The 20,167-nt window shown below is 52.7% G+C and carries 18 protein-coding genes; 13 read left to right on the top strand and 5 right to left on the bottom strand.

What is annotated here, in order from left to right; translation table 11 throughout:
- Nucleotides 1-63: 63 nt before the first annotated feature.
- Both lptG and lptF read right to left on the bottom strand, forming a co-directional pair.
- Complete coding sequence (gene lptG, locus ACQE3Y_RS17520; RefSeq protein ID WP_426974827.1) at nucleotides 64-1,140, bottom strand: LPS export ABC transporter permease LptG; 1,077 nt, start codon at nucleotides 1,138-1,140, stop codon at nucleotides 64-66.
- Entirely contained in the window at nucleotides 1,140-2,240 is a 1,101-nt protein-coding gene (gene lptF / locus ACQE3Y_RS17515; protein WP_426974828.1) for an LPS export ABC transporter permease LptF, read from the bottom strand. Before lptF ends, lptG begins: the two co-directional genes overlap by 1 nt.
- A gap of 262 nt (nucleotides 2,241-2,502) precedes the next feature.
- Here lptF and pepA point away from each other — a divergent pair, with 262 nt between their 5' ends.
- The 4 genes from pepA (at nucleotide 2,503) to ACQE3Y_RS17495 (ending at nucleotide 8,186) form a co-directional block, all read left to right on the top strand.
- Complete coding sequence (gene pepA / locus ACQE3Y_RS17510; RefSeq protein ID WP_085068239.1) at nucleotides 2,503-4,011, top strand: leucyl aminopeptidase; 1,509 nt, start codon at nucleotides 2,503-2,505, stop codon at nucleotides 4,009-4,011.
- Between the two features lie 205 nt (nucleotides 4,012-4,216).
- Complete coding sequence (locus ACQE3Y_RS17505) at nucleotides 4,217-4,687, top strand: DNA polymerase III subunit chi (protein ID WP_250651636.1); 471 nt, start codon at nucleotides 4,217-4,219, stop codon at nucleotides 4,685-4,687.
- Nucleotides 4,688-4,692: 5 nt separating this feature from the next.
- A complete protein-coding gene (locus tag ACQE3Y_RS17500; RefSeq protein ID WP_250651635.1) occupies nucleotides 4,693-7,548 on the top strand; it encodes a valine--tRNA ligase in 2,856 nt (951 codons plus the stop codon).
- A 134-nt stretch (nucleotides 7,549-7,682) separates the two neighbouring features.
- Nucleotides 7,683-8,186, top strand: coding sequence for a GNAT family N-acetyltransferase (locus tag ACQE3Y_RS17495; RefSeq protein ID WP_250651634.1), 504 nt, complete (start codon nucleotides 7,683-7,685; stop codon nucleotides 8,184-8,186).
- A 170-nt stretch (nucleotides 8,187-8,356) separates the two neighbouring features.
- Here the strand turns inward: ACQE3Y_RS17495 and ACQE3Y_RS17490 are convergent, their stop codons facing one another.
- Complete coding sequence (locus ACQE3Y_RS17490; RefSeq protein ID WP_426982164.1) at nucleotides 8,357-8,704, bottom strand: putative T6SS immunity periplasmic lipoprotein; 348 nt, start codon at nucleotides 8,702-8,704, stop codon at nucleotides 8,357-8,359.
- Nucleotides 8,705-9,558: 854 nt separating this feature from the next.
- On the opposite strand from ACQE3Y_RS17490, the gene ACQE3Y_RS17485 reads away from it, so the two are divergent.
- Together ACQE3Y_RS17485 and ACQE3Y_RS17480 are read left to right on the top strand one after the other, a co-directional pair.
- On the top strand, nucleotides 9,559-10,263 hold the full coding sequence (locus tag ACQE3Y_RS17485) for a hypothetical protein (RefSeq protein WP_426982163.1): 705 nt from the start codon (nucleotides 9,559-9,561) through the stop codon (nucleotides 10,261-10,263).
- Nucleotides 10,260-10,571 (top strand): DUF2645 family protein, encoded by a 312-nt coding sequence (locus ACQE3Y_RS17480; RefSeq protein WP_426982162.1) that lies wholly within the window; start codon nucleotides 10,260-10,262, stop codon nucleotides 10,569-10,571. Before ACQE3Y_RS17485 ends, ACQE3Y_RS17480 begins: the two co-directional genes overlap by 4 nt.
- Before the next feature lie 49 nt (nucleotides 10,572-10,620).
- Here the strand turns inward: ACQE3Y_RS17480 and miaE are convergent, their stop codons facing one another.
- Together miaE and rraB are read right to left on the bottom strand one after the other, a co-directional pair.
- Nucleotides 10,621-11,391: a tRNA isopentenyl-2-thiomethyl-A-37 hydroxylase MiaE gene (gene miaE, locus ACQE3Y_RS17475; RefSeq protein WP_426974833.1), complete on the bottom strand. Its 771-nt coding sequence runs from the start codon at nucleotides 11,389-11,391 to the stop codon at nucleotides 10,621-10,623.
- 66 nt (nucleotides 11,392-11,457) lie between these two features.
- Complete coding sequence (gene rraB / locus ACQE3Y_RS17470; protein ID WP_085068248.1) at nucleotides 11,458-11,874, bottom strand: ribonuclease E inhibitor RraB; 417 nt, start codon at nucleotides 11,872-11,874, stop codon at nucleotides 11,458-11,460.
- A gap of 159 nt (nucleotides 11,875-12,033) precedes the next feature.
- Here rraB and argF point away from each other — a divergent pair, with 159 nt between their 5' ends.
- The 7 genes from argF (at nucleotide 12,034) to nrdG (ending at nucleotide 20,148) form a co-directional block, all read left to right on the top strand.
- Nucleotides 12,034-13,053 (top strand): ornithine carbamoyltransferase, encoded by a 1,020-nt coding sequence (gene argF / locus ACQE3Y_RS17465; protein ID WP_426974834.1) that lies wholly within the window; start codon nucleotides 12,034-12,036, stop codon nucleotides 13,051-13,053.
- A 238-nt stretch (nucleotides 13,054-13,291) separates the two neighbouring features.
- On the top strand, nucleotides 13,292-14,224 hold the full coding sequence (gene pyrB / locus ACQE3Y_RS17460) for an aspartate carbamoyltransferase (protein WP_426982161.1): 933 nt from the start codon (nucleotides 13,292-13,294) through the stop codon (nucleotides 14,222-14,224).
- Between the two features lie 12 nt (nucleotides 14,225-14,236).
- Nucleotides 14,237-14,698 carry an aspartate carbamoyltransferase regulatory subunit gene (gene pyrI, locus ACQE3Y_RS17455; protein ID WP_085068253.1) on the top strand — a complete coding sequence of 154 codons (462 nt, stop codon included), beginning with the start codon at nucleotides 14,237-14,239 and terminating at the stop codon, nucleotides 14,696-14,698.
- Between the two features lie 77 nt (nucleotides 14,699-14,775).
- Nucleotides 14,776-15,162: a 2-iminobutanoate/2-iminopropanoate deaminase gene (ridA, locus tag ACQE3Y_RS17450; protein WP_426982160.1), complete on the top strand. Its 387-nt coding sequence runs from the start codon at nucleotides 14,776-14,778 to the stop codon at nucleotides 15,160-15,162.
- A gap of 523 nt (nucleotides 15,163-15,685) precedes the next feature.
- The gene (treC, locus tag ACQE3Y_RS17445) at nucleotides 15,686-17,353 is read left to right on the top strand and encodes an alpha,alpha-phosphotrehalase (protein WP_426982159.1); all 1,668 of its coding nucleotides are present in this window, start codon (nucleotides 15,686-15,688) and stop codon (nucleotides 17,351-17,353) included.
- Between the two features lie 213 nt (nucleotides 17,354-17,566).
- Nucleotides 17,567-19,687, top strand: a complete 2,121-nt coding sequence (gene nrdD / locus ACQE3Y_RS17440; protein ID WP_426982158.1) for an anaerobic ribonucleoside-triphosphate reductase — start codon at nucleotides 17,567-17,569, stop codon at nucleotides 19,685-19,687.
- Nucleotides 19,684-20,148 carry an anaerobic ribonucleoside-triphosphate reductase-activating protein gene (nrdG, locus tag ACQE3Y_RS17435; protein WP_250651623.1) on the top strand — a complete coding sequence of 155 codons (465 nt, stop codon included), beginning with the start codon at nucleotides 19,684-19,686 and terminating at the stop codon, nucleotides 20,146-20,148. The genes nrdD and nrdG overlap by 4 nt, the downstream gene beginning before the upstream one ends.
- The last annotated feature ends 19 nt before the right edge of the window (nucleotides 20,149-20,167 follow it).

The raw sequence follows: 20,167 nt of genomic DNA, 5'->3' as shown, positions 1-20,167 counted from the left end.
CAAGAAAACAGCAGCCCGTCAGGCTGCTAAGCCGGTGCGGCAGTCATCTGCCGCACCAGAAGCTTAACGTCGCTTCATCAGCATCCAGACACTGATAGCAAAGAAGGCCGCGCTGGGCAGCACCGCGCCCAAAATCGGCGGTAAGCCATATACCAGGCTGAGCGGACCAAAAATCTGATCCAGCACATAGAACAGAAAGCCAAAGCTGATACCGGTGACCACACGCACGCCCATCGATACGCTACGCAGCGGGCCAAAGATAAACGACAGCGCCATCAGCATCATTACTGCCACCGACAGCGGCTGGAAAATCTTGCCCCACATATTAAGCCGATAGCGTCCTGACTCCTGACCGCTCTGCACCAGATATTTAGAGTAGTTATACAGCCCACGGATCGACAGCGCATCCGGGTCCAGTGCCACCACGCCAAGTTTGTCTGGCGTCAGATTGGTTTTCCACTGGCCGTTAATGCTCTGCTTGCCGGTGATCTGTTTGGCATCGGTCAGATTGGACTCATCCACCTGCCCCAGATTCCAGCGCCGCTGCTCTTTATCCCAGGTAGCGGTAGCGGCATAGCGTACACTCACCAACCGCCGCTGATCGTTAAAGTTGTAGATACTGACGCCATCAAGTTCATTATTGCCCTTCAGGCGCTCTATATAGATAAAGCTATTGCCATCTTTTGCCCAGAGGCCGGAATGGGTAGAGAGCAGCGAGCCGCCGAGCAGCTGTTGCGCACGGAAGTTACGCGCCATCTGCTCGCCCTGCGGCGCAACAAACTCACCGATCGCCATGGTGAGCAGCACCAGCGGAATGGCAGTTTTCATCACCGACAGCGCGATTTGCAGACGGGTAAAACCAGAGGCTTGCATCACCACCAGCTCACTGCGCTGCGCCAGGGTGCCAAGGCCCAGCAACGCGCCAAGCAGCGCGGCCATCGGAAAGAATGTCTCGATATCCTTTGGCACGCTGAGCAGCGCGTAATAGCCTGCATCCAACGCTGTGTAGGCGCCCTGCCCGGTTTTGCGCAGCTGATCGACAAACTTAATAATGCCGGAAAGCGATACCAGCATAAAAAGCGTCAGCATAATGGTGTTAAAGATCGTTTTACCGATATAGCGGTCTAATACGCCAAACATCAGATTGAGCCTCCACGCGTAAAGCGGGCGCGCAGACGGCGCATCGGCACCGTATCCCACACGTTCAGAACAATCGCCAGCGCCAGATAGCTCAGGTTAACCGCCCACATCCAGATTGCCGGATCGAGCCGTCCCTTCGCGCCGTTTGATTTTAGCGAGCTTTGTAACAGGAAGAAGATTAAATAGAGCAGCATAGCCGGTAACATGGAAAGCACGCGTCCCTGACGTGGGTTTACCACGCTAAGCGGTACCACCATCAGCGCCATCGCCAGCACGGCAAATATCAGCGTTAAACGCCAGTGCAGCTCAGAGCGGAACTCCGGCGATCTGTTGCCGAACAGATCCTTAAACTCCGCCTGTTCGGCGTCGTTAGGATCGAGCGTGGCGGTTTTATAGCCGACAATCGCCTGATAGTGCGTGAAATCCGTAATGCGGAAATCACGCAGCAGCGCGGTGCCCTCAAAGCGGGTGCCTTTATCCAGCGTGACCACCTGCGAACCGTCCGGACGCTGCTCCATATAGCCGCTATCCGCCATTACAACGGACGGGCGCGCATTGCCTTTCGGACGCAGCTGCGCCAGGAAAACGTGACCGAACTGATTGCCTTTCACATCTTCAATAAAGAGAACGCTATTGCCGTCGCTGGAGGGCTGGAATTTCCCCGCCGCCAGCGCCGCAGCGCCAGGATTAGCTTTCGCATTCTGCGTCACCTCGCTTTGATAGCGCGATGACCAGGGGCCAAGCCAGACAACGTTGACTGCCGCCACCGCCGCCGTTAGCAGCATCAGCACCATCGCCGCTTTGACCAGCACCGCCTTGCTTAAGCCGCAGGCGTGCATCACGGTGATTTCGCTTTCGGTATACAGCCGCCCCAGCGTCATCAGGATGGCCAGGAACAGGCTGAGCGGCAGTATAAGCTGTGCCATTTCTGGCACGCCGAGCCCTAACAGGGTAAGAACTAAGTTTGTCGGGATCTCACCATCCACGGCAGCGCCCAGGATCCTGACTAGCTTCTGACAGAAGAAGATCAACAGCAGGATAAAGAGTATTGCCAGCTGGCTTTTGAGCGTTTCCCGAACCAGATATCTAATGATTATCACGCTTCGTATGCCTGTGAAAACTTGTCTTTTTGCTGGAAAATCGATAGTTTCAACGCTTATTCGCCATTTCTCATCATCAATGGCCGTTGTCATAGATCTATTGTATGACACAAGCGTTCAGGTGACGTCAAAAATAACAATGTCACTGAAACACAAACTGACGCCTGGCTACCAGGAGCGTCGTACGCAACGGCGTAAACGTTACGAAGCGGTACATTCTAGCCGCAGCCAGCGCCGTTGTCTTTAAGATTCAGGAGAGTGCATGGAGTTCAGTGTAAAAAGCGGTAGCCCCGAGAAACAGCGTAGTGCCTGTATCGTTGTGGGTGTCTTTGAGCCGCGCCGTCTGTCGCCAATCGCCGAACAGCTGGATAAAATCAGCGATGGCTATATCAGCGCCCTGCTGCGCCGCGGCGAGCTGGAAGGTAAAGTGGGCCAAACGCTGCTGCTGCATCATGTGCCGAATATCCTTTCTGAGCGGATTTTGCTCATTGGCTGTGGAAAAGAGCGAGAGCTGGACGAGCGCCAGTATAAGCAGGTCATTCAAAAAACCATTAATACGCTGAATGATACCGGCTCAATGGAAGCGGTCTGCTTTCTGACCGAACTGCATGTTAAAGGGCGCAACACTTACTGGAAAGTACGCCAGGCGGTGGAAACGGCGAAAGAGACCCTTTACAGCTTCGACCAGTTGAAAAGCAATAAAGTCGAACCGCGTCGTCCGCTGCGTAAAATGGTGTTTAACGTGCCTACGCGCCGCGAGCTGACCAGCGGCGAGCGCGCCATTCAGCACGGCCTGGCAATTGCCGCCGGCATCAAAGCGGCAAAAGATCTTGGCAATATGCCACCGAATATCTGTAACGCTGCCTATCTGGCTTCGCAGGCGCGTCAGCTGGCGGACGCCTGGAGCAACATCACCACGCGCGTTATCGGCGAACAGCAGATGAAAGAGCTGGGCATGAACGCCTATCTGGCGGTCGGCCAGGGGTCGCAGAATGAATCGCTGATGTCGGTGATTGAATATAAAGGCAGTCCGGACCCGGAAAGCAAACCTATTGTGCTGGTGGGTAAAGGGCTGACTTTCGATTCCGGCGGTATCTCCATCAAGCCTGCCGAAGGCATGGATGAGATGAAATACGATATGTGCGGCGCGGCTTCGGTCTATGGCGTGATGCGCATGGTGGCGGAGCTGAACCTGCCGCTGAACGTGGTCGGCGTGCTGGCCGGTTGTGAAAACATGCCGGGCGGCCGGGCGTTCCGTCCGGGTGATGTGCTGACCACCATGTCCGGACAGACGGTAGAGGTGCTGAATACCGATGCCGAGGGCCGTCTGGTGCTGTGCGACGCCTTAACCTACGTTGAGCGTTTCGATCCGGACGTGGTGATTGATGTTGCCACGCTGACCGGTGCCTGCGTGATCGCGCTGGGTCATCATATCAGCGGCTTGCTGTCGAACCATAACCCGTTGGCGCACGAGCTGATCGGCGCTTCCGAGCAGGCGGGCGACCGTGCCTGGCGTCTGCCGATGGCGGATGAGTATCAGGAGCAGCTGGAATCCAACTTCGCTGATATGGCAAATATTGGCGGCCGTCCGGGTGGAGCCATTACCGCTGCCTGCTTCCTGGCTCGCTTTGCGCGCAAATATAACTGGGCGCATCTGGATATCGCGGGCACGGCCTGGCGCTCAGGTAAAGCCAAAGGTGCGACCGGTCGTCCTGTCGCCCTGCTGTCGCAGTTCCTGTTGAACCGCGCCGGGCTGAACGGCGACGATTAAGCCTTCCTCATGATAAAAAGTCCCTGGCGCTTAAGCCGGGGATTTTTTTGCCTGCCGGCGCACGCGTTGTATCGCCTGACGCAGGTTTCCTTACGCCACTCTGTGCCAGGCGGGCAAATCCTCACTCACTTATGGTAAAGTGCTTTTTCTTCCGGCATCCAAGCCCGGAACAAGAATTTTCTGTCACGCATAAAGAATCCAGACCATGAAAAACGCAACGTTCTATCTTCTGGAGCAGGTTCCGGACCAAGACTCCGCCGCGGATGGTCTGAACGCCATTGAGCGGCTGACCTGCGACCTTGCTGCCGAACACTGGCGTAAAGGCCAGCGCATTTTGATCGCCTGTGAAGATGAACAGCAGGCGATTCGCCTGGATGAGGCGCTGTGGCAACGTCCGGCCAACGCCTTCGTTCCGCATAATCTGGCCGGAGAAGGCCCGAAATATGGCGCGCCGGTGGAGCTGGCCTGGCCGCAGCGCCGGGGCAACGCGCCGCGCGATCTGCTGATCAGCCTGCTGCCGCAGTTTGCAGATTTTGCCACCGCTTTCCATGAAGTGATAGACTTTGTTCCGAGCGAAGAATCTTTGAAACAGCAGGCGCGTGCACGCTATAAAGCCTATCGCAGCGTCGGCTTCCACTTGAATACGGCAACCCCGCCACAGCCGCAAACGACATAGCAGAAATGGAAAAGACATATAATCCGCAAGAGATCGAACAGCCGCTTTACGAGCATTGGGAAAAGCAGGGCTACTTTAAACCGAATGGCGATACCAGCCAGGAAAGCTTCTGCATCATGATCCCGCCGCCGAACGTCACCGGTAGCTTGCATATGGGTCATGCCTTCCAGCAAACCATCATGGACACTATGGTGCGTTATCAGCGCATGCAGGGAAAAAATACCCTGTGGCAGGTCGGAACCGACCACGCGGGTATCGCCACGCAAATGGTTGTAGAGCGCAAGATTGCCGCTGAAGAGGGAAAAACACGCCAGGATTACGGTCGCGATGCCTTTATCGACAAGGTGTGGCAATGGAAAGCGGAATCTGGCGGCACCATTACTAACCAGATGCGCCGCCTCGGTAACTCTGTAGACTGGGAGCGCGAGCGCTTCACTATGGATGAAGGTCTCTCTAATGCGGTGAAAGAAGTGTTTGTTCGCCTGTATAAAGAGAACCTGATCTACCGTGGCAAACGCCTGGTTAACTGGGATCCGAAGCTGCGCACCGCCATCTCCGATCTGGAAGTGGAAAACCGTGAAACCAAAGGTTCCATGTGGCATATCCGCTATCCGCTGGCGGACGGCGCGAAAACCGCTGATGGTAAAGATTATCTGGTGGTTGCCACGACCCGTCCGGAAACCCTGCTGGGCGATACCGGCGTGGCGGTTAATCCGGAAGATCCGCGTTATAAAGATCTGATCGGTAAGTATGTCGTGCTGCCGCTGGTGGATCGTCGTATCCCGATTCTGGGCGATGAGCATGCCGATATGGAAAAAGGCACCGGCTGCGTGAAGATCACCCCGGCGCACGATTTCAACGACTATGAAGTTGGCCGTCGTCATAAGCTGCCGATGATCAATATTCTGACCTTTGATGGCGATATCCGTGAAAGCGCCCAGGTTTACGATACCAACGGCGAAGAAACTGACGTCTACGCCACGACCCTGCCGGAACAGTTCCAGAAGCTGGAACGTTTTGCCGCACGTAAAGCGATCGTCGCTGCCGTTGACGCGCTGGGCCTGCTGGAAGAGGTTAAAGCTCACGACCTGACCGTGCCTTACGGCGATCGCGGCGGTGTGGTGATCGAGCCGATGCTGACCGATCAATGGTACGTGCGCACCGCGCCGCTGGCAAAAGTGGCGGTTGAAGCGGTTGAGAACGGCGATATTCAGTTTGTACCGAAGCAGTACGAAAACATGTACTTCTCCTGGATGCGCGATATTCAGGACTGGTGTATTTCTCGCCAGCTGTGGTGGGGTCATCGTATTCCTGCCTGGTATGACGCACAGGGCAACGTTTATGTTGGCCGCAGCGAAGAAGAAGTGCGCGCGGAAAACCAGCTGGATGCCAGCGTTGCGCTGCATCAGGACGATGACGTACTGGATACCTGGTTCTCTTCCGGTCTCTGGACGTTCTCTACCCTTGGCTGGCCGGAGAATACCGACGCGCTGCGCACCTTCCACCCGACCAGCGTGCTGGTCAGCGGCTTCGATATCATCTTCTTCTGGATTGCGCGCATGATCATGCTGACCATGCACTTTATGAAGGATGAAAACGGTAAGCCGCAGGTGCCGTTCAAAACCGTCTATATGACCGGTTTGATCCGCGATGAAGAAGGCCAGAAGATGTCGAAATCGAAAGGTAACGTCATCGATCCGCTGGATATGGTGGATGGCATTTCGCTTGAGGCGCTGCTGGAAAAACGTACCGGCAACATGATGCAGCCGCAGCTGGCGGAAAAAATTCGCAAGCGCACCGAGAAGCAGTTCCCGAACGGCATCGAGCCGGCGGGCACCGATGCGCTGCGCTTTACGCTGGCGGCGCTGGCCTCTACCGGTCGCGATATCAACTGGGATATGAAGCGTCTGGAAGGCTACCGCAACTTCTGTAATAAGCTGTGGAACGCCAGCCGCTTTGTGCTGATGAATACCGAAGAGAAAGATTGCGGGCAGAACGGCGGCGAAATGGTGCTGTCGCTGGCCGATCGCTGGATTCTGGCAGAGTTCAACAACACGGTGAAAGCTTATCGTGAAGCGCTGGACAGCTATCGCTTCGATATCGCTGCGAACATTCTGTATGAGTTCACCTGGAACCAGTTCTGCGACTGGTATCTGGAGCTGACCAAGCCGGTGATGCACAACGGTTCAGAAGCGGAGCTGCGCGGTACGCGTCATACGCTGGTTACCGTGCTGGAAGCGCTGCTGCGCCTGGCGCACCCGATTATTCCGTTTATCACTGAAACCATCTGGCAGCGGGTAAAAGTGCTGAAAGGCATCAGCGACGATACCATCATGCTGCAGCCTTTCCCGGCTTATAACGCGGCACAGGCAGACGATGCGGCGCTGACCGATACGGAATGGCTGAAGCAGGCGATTGTAGCGGTACGTAATATCCGCGCCGAGATGAATATCTCTCCGGGTAAACCGTTAGAGCTGCTGCTGCGCGGTGCCAGTGCCGACGCTCAGCGTCGCGTGAGCGAGAACCGTAACTTCCTGCAGGCGATGGCGCGTTTAAGCGACATTACCGTGCTGGCGCAGGGAGAGAAAGGTCCGCTTTCCGTCACCAAGCTGGTGGATGGCGCTGAACTGCTGATCCCGATGGCGGGTCTGGTCGATAAGGAAGCGGAGCTGGATCGTCTGGCCAAAGAGCTGGCGAAGCTGGAAGCCGAGATGGAAAAAATCAATGCTCGCCTTTCCAACGAGTCTTTCGTTGCCCGCGCACCGGAAGCGGTGGTTGCGAAAGAGCGCGATCGTATGGCGGAGCTGGAACAGGGCAAAGCCAAGCTGATTGAACAGCAGAGCGTTATCGCCGCGCTGTAATCCGCTAAAGCAAAAAACAACCGTGGCAGGGCAACCTGACCACGGTTTTTTTATGTCATCATCCTGTGCCATTGCATCAGGCGGCAAGCGGTGTTATTACACTCTTTTTCCTTTTCTTAATCTGAGCCAGACGTATGAATATCGCCCCAGACACTTCGCTTCGCGTCCGCCCGATTACCGCAGCAGATAACCCGCATATTGCGCAGGTAATACGTACCGTATCCGCTGAGTTCGGCCTGACCGCTGATAAAGGCTATACCGTTTCCGATCCTAATCTGGATCGGCTATTTGAGCTGTATAACACGGAGAATAGCGCCTACTGGGTTATTGAGCTGGATGGCAAGATTATGGGTGGCGGCGGCGTGGCTCCGCTGCAGTGCAGCGCGCCGGATATATGCGAACTGCAAAAAATGTATTTCCTGCCGCAGCTGCGCGGTCGCGGCATGGCGCACCGTCTGGCGCTACAGGCGATGGATTTTGCCCGTGAGCACGGCTTTAAGCGCTGCTACCTGGAAACCACCGCCAGCCTGACGCAGGCGATTCGGTTATATGAAAAACTGGGTTTTCAACATATTGACGGGCCGCTCGGTTGCACCGGTCACGACGACTGCGAAGTAAGGATGTTAAAGGCGCTGTAAGCGCCTTTTATTGGCTTGTCTTAGTGAGTTCATCACTGGTGAACACAGCTGTACCTGGTAGCAGTACCAGGTAAAAGCAGTAAGTTGAAATTAACACATATAAGAATTCTCGTTATAGCATAGCGTTATACTATGGAAACTAATCTTATCAAAACACTGATAACATTAAGTTATCTTCCTCCCGGGCTAATCTTTCCCTGACGATCAACGGAAAACTCCAGCCTGTACTTATCGTTATCTAAAATATAAATAAGAGTGTATTTCGCATCTGATTGCAGGCTTGTGGAAATACACGCATCTGGATAAGATTTTTTTATATTATCTTCTGTAGCAATAGGCTTTTTATAATGATTAACGGAAGAGCTTAGCAAGTAGTAAGATAACACCTTACCCGGCTGTGCATTAATACACACTGAATTTAAAGTAATGCTTGAGTTACCAGGATTTCTAAATTGCAGTCTGTCCCCTGAACCGCAGGATGTTAAAAAAAACAGAGCGAGTAAAATAAAATTTCTCAAAAAGGAAACCCTCCCAATACTTTTTTATATTTCAAAATTAATGAATTATGGTTTTCATTCTGATGAAGGCCTTTATACTTTACAATATAAGAATAATTTTTAAACCCGTGTGACGTTAGCAACCAGTAATCAGCGACGATAGCAGCCTGTTGCTCCAGTGAATAGTCAGCCAGCCTGAGTTTTGTCAAATCATAAGAGTAATCAGCAGCCCAGGAGAATAGCCCACGCATTATCACATACATGCCCTTTTGTTTTTGCCAGACATGCATCATTTCATGTATAAAAAGGTGTTGTAAATCGATGGAACTATAGAGTAATCATCTGAATATACATTCGTTTCAAACCATATCTCACCAGTTGGTGTCATCGCAGTATTGTTTTCTTGCATGCCAAAAGGTAAAAAGCTCCCGTGATGTATCCAAACCTTATTGTATTGAATGATGATATAGTTGCTGAGATAAATTAATTTCCCCAGGTGTCATTAAACGTAACCCACCTCTTTGTATCCCCATAAAAACCTCCTTGTCTGCTGACTATAAATCATACTCTGCTTTAGATAGATGCTGTCAATTAAAAATGCGATATATTGCTTAGCTTGTCACACTTGCCAGTATTGCGCTTTATCGTAATAGTGTTTTTTTTAACCATGTTTAGATTTGTATTATTAATTCCTACATTATTATCGTATTTATAATTTTAGTATATTTACGGGCCGCTCGGTTGCAACGGTCACGACGACTGCGAAGTAAGGATGTTAAAGGCGCTGTAAGCGCCTTTTTAATAGATTCGTTATTGACGACTTTTTAACCAGAAAGTAAAATATAGTCTATGGAATTAATGCCAGGAGAGGCGACATGAATATGTTTTGCAAAGTTGATAACGAAGGTTTTCCCCATTGGAACGGAGTCGACTTCATGCGTTTTTGGTTTCTTCCAAATAACCAACGCTTCCTTACAGGGGAAAATTACCTATGGGCCTATAAAGCGGCTTACCTGACTTATAATAAAGATAAAGTAATTAAAATAGCAAAAGAAGAACATATCCCGGCTTTATTGTTGGCAGGCGTTGCTATCGCTGAAGTCGGCGGGACACCAGAAAGATTAAAAGGCTATGGTGTATTACAATTCAGGCAATTATTAGAATTTTTACTTAAAAAAGATAATCAATGGTCTAACGCCGTCTCAGTTGGTGCCGTAGCAATTCAGTTGAGGGCGGTAGCGGAAACCTTAGGCATAAACCCTAAAAATCTTAGTTCTCTTCAACAGTTTCAGCTAGCCACATGTTTGTATAATAATGAGTTTAACTTACGTATAGTTGCACAACATCTACGACAGTTAATTAAATATGATTATCCAGACGCTGATACCGAAACGCTAAATGATGAGCAATTAATTTTGGCTGGCTCACGTTATAACCGGGGCACATCCCGGGACAAACAAGATATCATTGATTCTATCCATGCACCCAAAGGGCATGCCACACGCGCATGGAGTTCTTATGGGCGTAGAATTCTTGAAAAAAAGCAAACCTTAGAAATAATACTGGAAGTAAAAAAATGAATTGGAAAGTGTTCGCCTTAACGTTGTTTTATAGCAGCTTCTGTTTTTTCAATATCGCTTATCTTTCTTATTTCAAAGAAGAGCAATATATCGATGGCGATGAAATCAAGACGGTTTGCGATGCTTACAAAACATTTGTTGTTGACGATATCCGTTCATTTACCGCTCCGTTAACGCTTCTGCTTATCGCGCCATTACTCTGGCTTAGCCTGCGTAAAAAGCAGCGCGCGCTTTATTTGCCGCTGCTTGCCCTGCTATTAATGGCATTTTGGTACTGGCGGTTTTTTGGGCGGCTGCATGGATGTTAATCAGCCGCAATGGCTTATGGCTGTTCCTGAGCCGAATAGCTACCACAAGCTACATCATACGCCAGGCCGGCACGCCGCTGTGAAAGCGTAGTTCGTTATCCGGTTCCTGAATCAGACGCGCTTCGGCTTCGCCAATCTGACGCACCCTTCCGGCAATATCAAAAGGCGCGATACGTGCCGCCAGCGACAGATAATCCTGATAATGACGCGCCTCGGAACGCAGCAGTGAAACGTAAAATTTCGCCAGTTCCTCGTCCAGCCAGGGCGCCAGACTGGCGAACCGCTCGCAGGAGCGTGCCTCAATATAAGCGCCGCAGATCAGCTTATCCACCAGCGTTTCCGGTTCATGGGTAATCACTTCGCGCAGCAGGCCTTTGGCATACCGGCTGGCAGTGATCTTTTGATAAGCGATGCCGCGTGCCTGCATGATTTCCCATACCTGATAAAAATGGTGCAGCTCTTCTTTAATCAGCAATATCATCTTATCCAGCAGCTCATCGCCCCAGGGGATATCGTTACGGGTGATAATACGCCTGGACAAATTTTTATGCGCTTCAATAAACCCGCTGTCGTGATCTTCGCGATGCACAAAGGCTTCATAAGGCTTTAGCCACGCAAGGATCGCCTCGCCGCTGGGCTTATCAGCAACATATTTACGAATCAACCAGGTGGCCGTCTGTGCCGCTTTCAGTTCACAAACCATATGATCGGTGAGCAGCAAGGGGAGGTTTTCTGGTTTGCGCGCTTCATCAATCCACGCCTGCGGCGTACGGCAATGCAGAAACTGGTGAATGGGAGCAAGGAGATCGGCGTAATTCATACTATCGCTATGGTTAAAAGGCGCGCCTTAACGGCACGCCGGATCAATATTTAAAGCGGCAGGCTATTAATGGCGGATACCGTCATCGTCTTCGTCAATGTAATCACCCTCTTCTTCATCTTCCGCATCCGGATCTTCGAAGTAGGTGCCCCAGCCGTCATAATCAACGTTATGCTTGCCGGCCAGGTTAACCAGTTGCTCAACCTGCGCATCGAGCAGCTCAGGCTTAAGCGCCAGCTCGCTCAGGATATCAACGCACATAACGGTTGAACCATCTTCCAGCTCCAGCTCTTCTGGCTCGGTAACTTCATAGCCCAGCTTGAAAGCGTCTACCGCTGCTTTTTCCAGCGCTTCGAAGCTGTCGCAGGAAAGATGATGCTCAATGGTGTAAAGCGCATCGGGGTCGCTGCCATCCTCCAGCAGCTCTTCGATAATCGCTCGCGTCTCTTCGCGCTGCTCTTCCAGCAATTCTTCATATGCCATGATGGGTTCCTCTGTTTTGGCAGACAATGTGATTATTTTCCCACACTGCACTCCGCGCCACTACACAAAAGCAAAAGTTTATTGTGCTCAGGGTTGAAAATGCATATTCATCCGGTTAAATTGAATTTTAATTCAATTTAAAAGAACAAGGAGTGCTGTATGAGTCAGTTTTATCAACGCCATTTCCTCAGGCTGCTCGATTTTACCCCAGCAGAAATTAATGCGCTGCTGGCCCTCGCTGCTGAATTAAAAATCGCGAAAAAAAACGGTGAGGAAGTGCCGCACCTGCAGGGCAAAAATATCGCGCTCATCTTCGAAAAAGAGTCGACCCGTACCCGATGCTCTTTCGAAGTTGCCGCGTTTGATCAGGGTGCCCGCGTTACCTATCTGGCGCCCAGCGGCAGCCAAATCGGCCACAAGGAATCGATTAAGGATACCGCACGCGTGCTGGGCCGCATGTATGACGGCATTCAGTATCGTGGTCACGGTCAGCAGATCGTAGAGACCTTAGCCGAATATGCTGGCGTGCCGGTGTGGAACGGCCTGACCGATGAGTTCCATCCTACCCAGCTGCTGGCCGATCTGTTAACCATGCAGGAACACCTGCCGGAAAAATCATTACGCGCAATGGTGCTGACCTATACAGGCGATGCGCGCAATAACATGGGCAACAGCCTAATGGAAGCCGCAGCGCTGATGGGCATTGATCTGCGGCTGGTAGCGCCGAAGAGCTGTTGGCCGGAAGAGCATCTGGTGAATGAATGCCGCGAGGTGGCAAAGCTGAACGGCGGAAAAATCACCCTGACGGAAGATATTGCTGAAGGGGTCAAACAGGCGGACTTTATCTATACCGACGTGTGGGTCTCAATGGGCGAAGCCAAAGAGCGCTGGCAGGAACGTATCGCCCTGCTGCGTAATTATCAGGTGAATATGGCGATGCTACAGCTTACCGGTAATGAAAAGGTGAAATTTCTTCACTGCCTGCCCGCGCTGCACGATGACCAAACCACGCTGGGGAAACAGATGGCCGAGCAATACGATCTGCATGGCGGCATGGAAGTCACCAATGAGGTATTTGAATCGGCGCACAGCATCGTTTTCGATCAGGCGGAAAACCGGCTGCATACCATTAAAGCGGTGATGGTCGCCACGCTGGCGAAACCGGGTAAATTAGCATAACGCAAACGGTTACCCGGCGCGCGTTTTTTACTTGATGCTGCAAACCGAATGCGTATAATGCGCCACAATTTGTCGGGAGGACGCATGCAACTGAGCCATAAAACAGCGATCGCTCAATCACGCCTGAATGCAGGCGGCGCGCCTGTTTCCTTCCGTCAGCGACCAATCGTAAAAAAGCCCCTCATTGCAGGGGCTTTTTTTTCGTCCTTAATCCGGCACGCCTAAAGGAGAGTGACGCATGAATCCGCTGTATCACAAGCATATAATTTCGATTAACGATCTCAGCCGCGAGGAGCTGGAGCTGGTGCTGCATGCGGCGGCCAGCCTGAAGGCCCGGCCACAGCCAGAGCTGCTGAAGCATAAAGTGATTGCCAGCTGTTTCTTTGAAGCCTCTACGCGCACTCGCCTCTCTTTTGAAACGGCCATACAGCGGCTGGGCGCGGCGGTGGTCGGGTTTTCCGACAGCAGCAATACCTCGCTGGGCAAAAAGGGCGAAACGCTGGCCGATACCATTTCCGTTATCAGTACCTATGTCGATGCGATTGTGATGCGTCATCCGCAGGAAGGTGCGGCCCGTCTCGCCACCGAGTTTTCCGGCGCGATTCCGATCCTGAACGCGGGCGACGGCGCGAATCAGCATCCCACTCAAACGCTGCTCGATCTCTTTACTATTCAGGAAACGCAAAGCCGCCTGAGCAATCTGAATGTGGCGATGGTCGGCGACCTGAAATATGGCCGCACCGTGCATTCCCTGACGCAGGCGCTGGCCAAATTTGACGGCAACCGCTTCTTCTTTATCGCGCCTGAGGCGCTGGCGATGCCCGCTTATATTACCGATATGCTGGATGAAAAAGGCATTGCCTGGAGCCGCCACGCCAGTATTGAAGAGGTGGTGCCGCAGGTGGATATTCTTTATATGACGCGTGTACAGAAAGAGCGTCTCGATCCCTCGGAATATGCCAACGTGAAGGCGCAGTTTGTTCTGCGCGCCGCCGATTTGCAGGGCGCTCGCGACAATATGAAAGTGCTGCATCCGCTGCCGCGCGTTGATGAGATCGCCACCGACGTGGATAAAACGCCTTACGCCTGGTATTTCCAGCAGGCCGGCAACGGTATTTATGCGCGTCAGGCGCTTCTGGCATTAGTGCTTAACAGCGATCCGGTTCTGTAAGGAGGAAACAGTATGACGCAAGATAAATTGCAGGTTGAAGCCATCAAACGCGGCACGGTAATCGATCATATTCCGGCGCAGGTGGGCTTTAAACTTTTAACGCTGTTCCGCCTGACGGAAACCGAGCAGCGCATTACCATCGGACTTAACCTGCCCTCCGGGGCGCTGGGCCGTAAAGATTTAATCAAGATCGAAAACACTTTCCTCACCGACGAGCAGATCAATCAGTTAGCAGTCTATGCGCCGCACGCTACCGTTAACCGGATCGATGATTATGAAGTGGTCGCCAAGATCGTTCCTGTGCTGCCGGATCGTATTGAGCGCGTGCTGACCTGTCCGAACGGCAACTGCATCAGCCGCACGGAGCCGGTTTACTCCAGTTTTGCCGTCAGAAAACGCGCTGATAACGTTCAGCTGAAGTGCAAATATTGTGAAAAAGAATTTGCGCATCAGGTGGTGCTGGCGAACTGGTAAACACTTTCCATCTTCCTATAATAGAGCGACAGGGCGGGCAGGCTGTCCGCCTGGCATCCCACACCTCAGGAGAATTTATGTCACGCGAAATCAGCACGGAAAATGCCCCTGCCGCTATCGGACCCTATGTTCAGGGCGTCGATCTGGGGAGTATGATCATAACTTCCGGTCAGATCCCGGTCGATCCTAAAACCGGCAAGGTCGCTGATGGCGTTGCTGCGCAGGCACGTCAGTCACTGGAAAATGTGCAGGCCATTGTGGAAGCCGCAGGTCTGAAGGTAAGTGACATTGTGAAAACCACGGTGTTCGTTAAAGACCTTAACGACTTCGCCACTGTTAATGCCACCTATGAAGCCTTTTTCAACGAGCACGGCGCACCTTTCCCTGCTCGCTCCTGCGTGGAGGTGGCGCGTTTGCCAAAAGATGTAAAAATTGAAATCGAAGCGATTGCCGTACGTCGCTAATCGACATAACGATAAGGCCGCGTCAGTTGCACGCGGCTTTTTAATAATGCTTTCCCGACAGGTCTTTTTTACTGGCGTAAAGCAGGCTTTTCCTGATTTGCTCATCCGCGCATGCCGATGACGCTGGCCTTTCCCTTTTGCGCGTATGCGCCGCTGCGCCAGTACTGCTAAGCTACTTTATTCACTTAGCGAAACGCCTTTTCTATATTGAACAGATGCAGCCGCGCATAGGGTGCTTTTCCTGGCTATTGCGGGGTTAAATCAGCGGCGGCGGAAAATTTTTGCAACATCCCTGTAAAGAGTTTTACCAGGCTGCATAAAGGGCGCGGAGACGGCGCTATATTATGAAGCAACAGCCTTTTTCCACTCCTGAGAGGGCGTAAAAATCGCTTTTTCAGCGGATTCCTCAGCGTCCGGCGTGTCGTAATCGTAAGGAGTAGCTAACCTTACTGAGTGTGAAAAAGTAGACTTTTCGATAAAACGGGCGGCGGTTTTCGCCCCGATAAGCAATCAGGATTGAGCAATGAATAAAACTCCACCATGGTGGCAGAACGGCGTCATTTATCAAATCTATCCCAAGAGCTTCCAGGATACGACCGGTAGTGGCACAGGCGACCTGGCCGGTGTGATTCAGCGTCTGGACTACCTGAAAATGCTGGGTGTGGATGCAATCTGGCTGACGCCTTTTTATATTTCACCGCAGGTTGATAACGGCTATGACGTGGCGAACTACACCGCCATCGATCCCGCTTACGGCACAATGAGCGATTTCGACCATTTGGTTGAGCAGGCGCATAAGCGCGGGCTGCGTATTATCCTTGATATGGTGTTTAACCACTCTTCCACACAGCACCACTGGTTTCATGAATCGCTGAACCCGGAAAGCCCTTATCGCGACTACTATATCTGGCGGGATGGCAAGCCCAACGAACCGCCTAATAACTGGAAGTCAAAGTTCGGCGGCTCCGCATGGCGCTGGCATCCGGAAAGTAATCAGTACTATATGCACCTGTGGGCGCCTGAACAGGCCGATCTGAACTGGGAAAATGACAATGTGCGCGCCGAGCTCAAGCAGATTGTGAACTTCTGGGCCGATCGCGGTATCGATGGGCTGCGTCTCGATGTCATTAACCTGGTCTCCAAGCATCAGGATTTCCCTGACGATCCCGATGGCGATGGTCTGCGTCTTTATACCGACGGGCCGCGCATTCACGAATATATGCGTGAGATGAGCCGCGACGTTTTTCGTCCACGCGAGCTGGTGACGGTGGGCGAGATGTCCTCTGCAACGCTGGAGCACTGCCAGCAGTATGGCTCGCTGGAGGGCGAAGAGCTGTCGATGGTCTTCAGCTTTGACCATGTCGAAGTGGATTTCTGGAATGGCCAGAAATGGACACTGACCCCGCTGGATCTGGTGGCGCAAAAGAAAATCTTTACCCACTGGCAGCAGGGTATGCACAATCGCGCCTGGAACGCCCTGTTCTGGTGTAACCACGATCAGCCGCGCGTGGTCTCACGCTGGGGCGATGATGGCGAATATCGTGTGCAGTCGGCGAAGATGCTGGCGATGGTGCTGCATGGTATGCAGGGCACGCCCTATATTTTCCAGGGCGAAGAGCTGGGCATGACCAACCCCGGCTTTACCCGCATCATCGACTACCGCGATATTGAAAGTCATAACATGTATGCAGAACTACGTGCACAGGGTCGCGACAGCGAAAACCTGCTGGCGATACTGGCCAGTAAATCGCGCGATAATGGCCGTACGCCGATGCAGTGGGACGCCAGCCAGAATGCCGGCTTTACGACCGGCACGCCGTGGATCGGCATGAGCCCGAATTATGAAACCGTTAATGCCGAAGCGGCCGTTGCTGACCCGAACTCGATTTTTTATGCTTATAAACAGCTTATCCAGCTGCGTAAGCGTTATCTGATCCTGACCTGGGGCGACTATCTTGACCTGCTGCCGAATCACCCTTATCTCTGGTGCTATCAGCGCCAGTATGAAGGTGAAACGCTGGTGGTGATGGCGAACTTCAGTCGTGAGGCGCAGACCTGGCATCCGGAAGAGTCGTTTGGCAGCAGTTGGGAAGTGATGATGAGCAATTATCCGGATCCCAAAAACGAGCCGGGCGAGATGATGCTGCGGCCCTGGGAAGCGGTCTGGTGGTATCAGAAGAAAAATCATTGAGTTAAACCGCTGCGCGTGAATAACGCGCAGCGACATCTGTTTTAATCCCTCTTATAAGCTCTGTTTTTGCCGCCGTTTAACTTTTCAACCGCCTCTGGCGATCCTTGTTCTGCGTCAAGAAAAGTGCGCTTAAATCAGGCGCAAACCCCATATATAGCGTTTACTATTCACCACCAGTCCCACATATAGTAATGACTTCACGGGAGAACGTTGGTGAAAACGACGGTAGTAAAACGAGACGGCTGTCAGGTAGCCTTTGATCAGCAGCGCATAGCTGAGGCGATTCGCGCCGCAGCCCGGGCCGCTCAGATTGAAGATGAAGCCTATTGCTTAGCGGTAGCCCAGCAGGTCAGTGAACAGGTCAGCAGCCGTGAGCGCGTCGATATTCATGAAATTCAGCAAGCCGTAGAAGACTTACTGATGGCTGGCCGCTATCCGCAACTGGCGCGTCAGTATATTGAGTACCGCCACGATCGCGATTTAGCGCGTGAGCAGCGCGGTAAACTAAGCAAAGCCATTCGCGGGCTGGTGGAGCAAAGCGACCCCGCCCTGCTGCATGAAAACGCCAATAAAGACAGCAAAGTAATCCCAACCCAGCGCGATCTGCTGGCAGGTATTGTTGCTAAACATTATGCCCAGCAGCATATGCTGCCGCGCGATGTGGTACGCGCCCACCAGCGTGGGGAAATCCACTATCACGATCTGGACTATGCCCCTTTCTTTCCGATGTTTAACTGCATGCTGATCGATTTAAAAGGCATGCTGACCAACGGCTTCAAGATGGGCAACGCCGAGATTGAACCGCCCAAATCCATTGCTACCGCAACGGCGGTAACGGCACAGATTATCGCGCAGGTTGCCAGCCATATTTATGGCGGCACCACGATCAACCGCATCGATGAGATCCTCGCCCCCTTTGTGGAGGTGAGCTATGAAAAACATCTGGCGGTGGCGCGTGAATGGCAGATTGCTGAAAGCGAGCGTTATGCCCGCGAACGCACCGAGAAAGAGTGTTACGACGCTTTCCAGTCGCTGGAATATGAGGTGAATACGCTGCACACCGCCAACGGTCAGACGCCGTTTGTCACGTTTGGTTTTGGCCTGGGAACCAGCTGGGCGGCGCGCCTGATCCAGCAGTCTATTCTGCGCAACCGTATTGCCGGCCTTGGCAAAAACCGCAAAACCGCCGTGTTCCCTAAACTGGTGTTTGCGATTCGTGAGGGGCTTAACCGTCGTCCGGGCGATGCCAATTATGACATCAAACAGCTGGCTCTGGAGTGCGCCAGCAAACGCATGTATCCCGATATTCTTAATTACGATCGCGTCGTGGAGGTGACCGGCTCGTTTAAAACCCCGATGGGCTGCCGCAGTTTCCTCGGCGTGTGGGAAGAGAACGGTGAACAGGTTCATGATGGCCGCAACAACCTGGGCGTAATCAGCCTTAACCTGCCGCGTATTGGTCTGGAAGCGCGCGGTGACGAAGCGCGTTTCTGGCAGCTGCTGGATGAACGTCTGGCCATTGCCAGGAAAGCGCTGATGACGCGCATCGCCCGCCTGGAACAGACCAAAGCGCGCGTGGCGCCCATTCTCTATATGGAAGGTGCCTGCGGCGTGCGGCTTAACGCAGACGATAACGTGGCGGAGATTTTTAAAAATGGTCGTGCATCCATTTCTCTGGGTTACATTGGCCTGCATGAGACCATCAACGCCCTAAGCGGCGGCGAGACGCATCTCTACGACAGCGAAGCGTTGCGTGCCAAAGCGGTGGCGATCGTTACGCGTCTGCGCGAAGCGGTCGATGCCTGGAAAGAGGAGACCGGCTACGGTTTCAGCCTCTACAGCACGCCCAGCGAAAATCTCTGCGATCGCTTCTGCCGCCTGGATGCCGCCGAGTTTGGCCAGGTCAAAGGCGTAACCGATAAAGGCTACTACACCAACAGTTTCCATCTGGACGTAGAGAAAAAAGTTAACCCGTACGACAAGCTCGACTTCGAAGCCGTTTACCCGACAATCGCTAACGGCGGCTTTATCTGTTATGGCGAGTATCCCAATCTGCAGCACAACCTGAAAGCGCTGGAAGATGTCTGGGACTACAGCTATAACCAGGTTCCTTATTACGGCACCAATACGCCCATTGACGAATGTTACGAGTGCGGCTTTACCGGTGAGTTTGACTGTACCAGCAAAGGGTTCACCTGCCCGTCCTGCGGCAATCACGATCCGGCCAGAGTCTCCGTTACGCGTCGCGTATGCGGTTATCTGGGCAGCCCGGACGCCCGTCCGTTTAACGCCGGTAAACAGGAAGAGGTAAAACGGCGGGTAAAACATCTGTGAATATCCACCAGTACTATCCCATTGATGTGGTAAACGGACCGGGCACCCGCTGTACGCTATTTGTTGCCGGCTGTGAGCATGCCTGTCCCGGCTGCTATAACCAGCGCACCTGGCGGCTTAACTCCGGCGTGCCCTTTACCATCGATATGGAAGAAAAGCTGATAGGCGATCTGAACGATCGCCGTATTCCACGTCAGGGATTATCGCTTTCCGGCGGCGATCCGCTGCATCCAGCCAACGTGCCCGATGTGCTGCGACTGGTGCGCCGCGTACGGCGCGCTTGTCCCGGCAAGGATATCTGGCTATGGACCGGCTACACGCTGGCAGAGCTTAGCGAAGCCCAGAGAAAGGTCGTGGCTGAACTGGATGTGCTGGTAGACGGCAAATTTATCCGGGAGTTAAAAGATCCTGCGCTGGTCTGGCGTGGGAGCAGTAACCAGGTTATTCATTACCTGCGCTGAGCATCGCCCTGCTGTCCCA

It is taken from the genome of Pantoea sp. FN0305 (genome assembly GCF_050113845.1).
GTDB lineage: Bacteria > Pseudomonadota > Gammaproteobacteria > Enterobacterales > Enterobacteriaceae > Mixta > Mixta alhagi.
The sequence above is the reverse complement of the archived record's forward strand: the minus strand, read 5'-3'. Positions and strand labels throughout refer to the sequence as shown.

Excerpts from the sequence above, each read along its gene's own strand:
- lptG (WP_426974827.1), bottom strand. The coding sequence starts at position 1,140 with ATGTTTGGCGTATTAGACCGCTATATCGGTAAAACGATCTTTAACACC.
- pepA (WP_085068239.1), top strand. The coding sequence starts at position 2,503 with ATGGAGTTCAGTGTAAAAAGCGGTAGCCCCGAGAAACAGCGTAGTGCC.
- ACQE3Y_RS17505 (WP_250651636.1), top strand. The coding sequence starts at position 4,217 with ATGAAAAACGCAACGTTCTATCTTCTGGAGCAGGTTCCGGACCAAGAC.
- ACQE3Y_RS17500 (WP_250651635.1), top strand. The coding sequence starts at position 4,693 with ATGGAAAAGACATATAATCCGCAAGAGATCGAACAGCCGCTTTACGAG.
- ACQE3Y_RS17495 (WP_250651634.1), top strand. The coding sequence starts at position 7,683 with ATGAATATCGCCCCAGACACTTCGCTTCGCGTCCGCCCGATTACCGCA.
- ACQE3Y_RS17485 (WP_426982163.1), top strand. The coding sequence starts at position 9,559 with ATGAATATGTTTTGCAAAGTTGATAACGAAGGTTTTCCCCATTGGAAC.
- ACQE3Y_RS17480 (WP_426982162.1), top strand. The coding sequence starts at position 10,260 with ATGAATTGGAAAGTGTTCGCCTTAACGTTGTTTTATAGCAGCTTCTGT.
- miaE (WP_426974833.1), bottom strand. The coding sequence starts at position 11,391 with ATGAATTACGCCGATCTCCTTGCTCCCATTCACCAGTTTCTGCATTGC.
- rraB (WP_085068248.1), bottom strand. The coding sequence starts at position 11,874 with ATGGCATATGAAGAATTGCTGGAAGAGCAGCGCGAAGAGACGCGAGCG.
- argF (WP_426974834.1), top strand. The coding sequence starts at position 12,034 with ATGAGTCAGTTTTATCAACGCCATTTCCTCAGGCTGCTCGATTTTACC.
- pyrB (WP_426982161.1), top strand. The coding sequence starts at position 13,292 with ATGAATCCGCTGTATCACAAGCATATAATTTCGATTAACGATCTCAGC.
- pyrI (WP_085068253.1), top strand. The coding sequence starts at position 14,237 with ATGACGCAAGATAAATTGCAGGTTGAAGCCATCAAACGCGGCACGGTA.
- ridA (WP_426982160.1), top strand. The coding sequence starts at position 14,776 with ATGTCACGCGAAATCAGCACGGAAAATGCCCCTGCCGCTATCGGACCC.
- treC (WP_426982159.1), top strand. The coding sequence starts at position 15,686 with ATGAATAAAACTCCACCATGGTGGCAGAACGGCGTCATTTATCAAATC.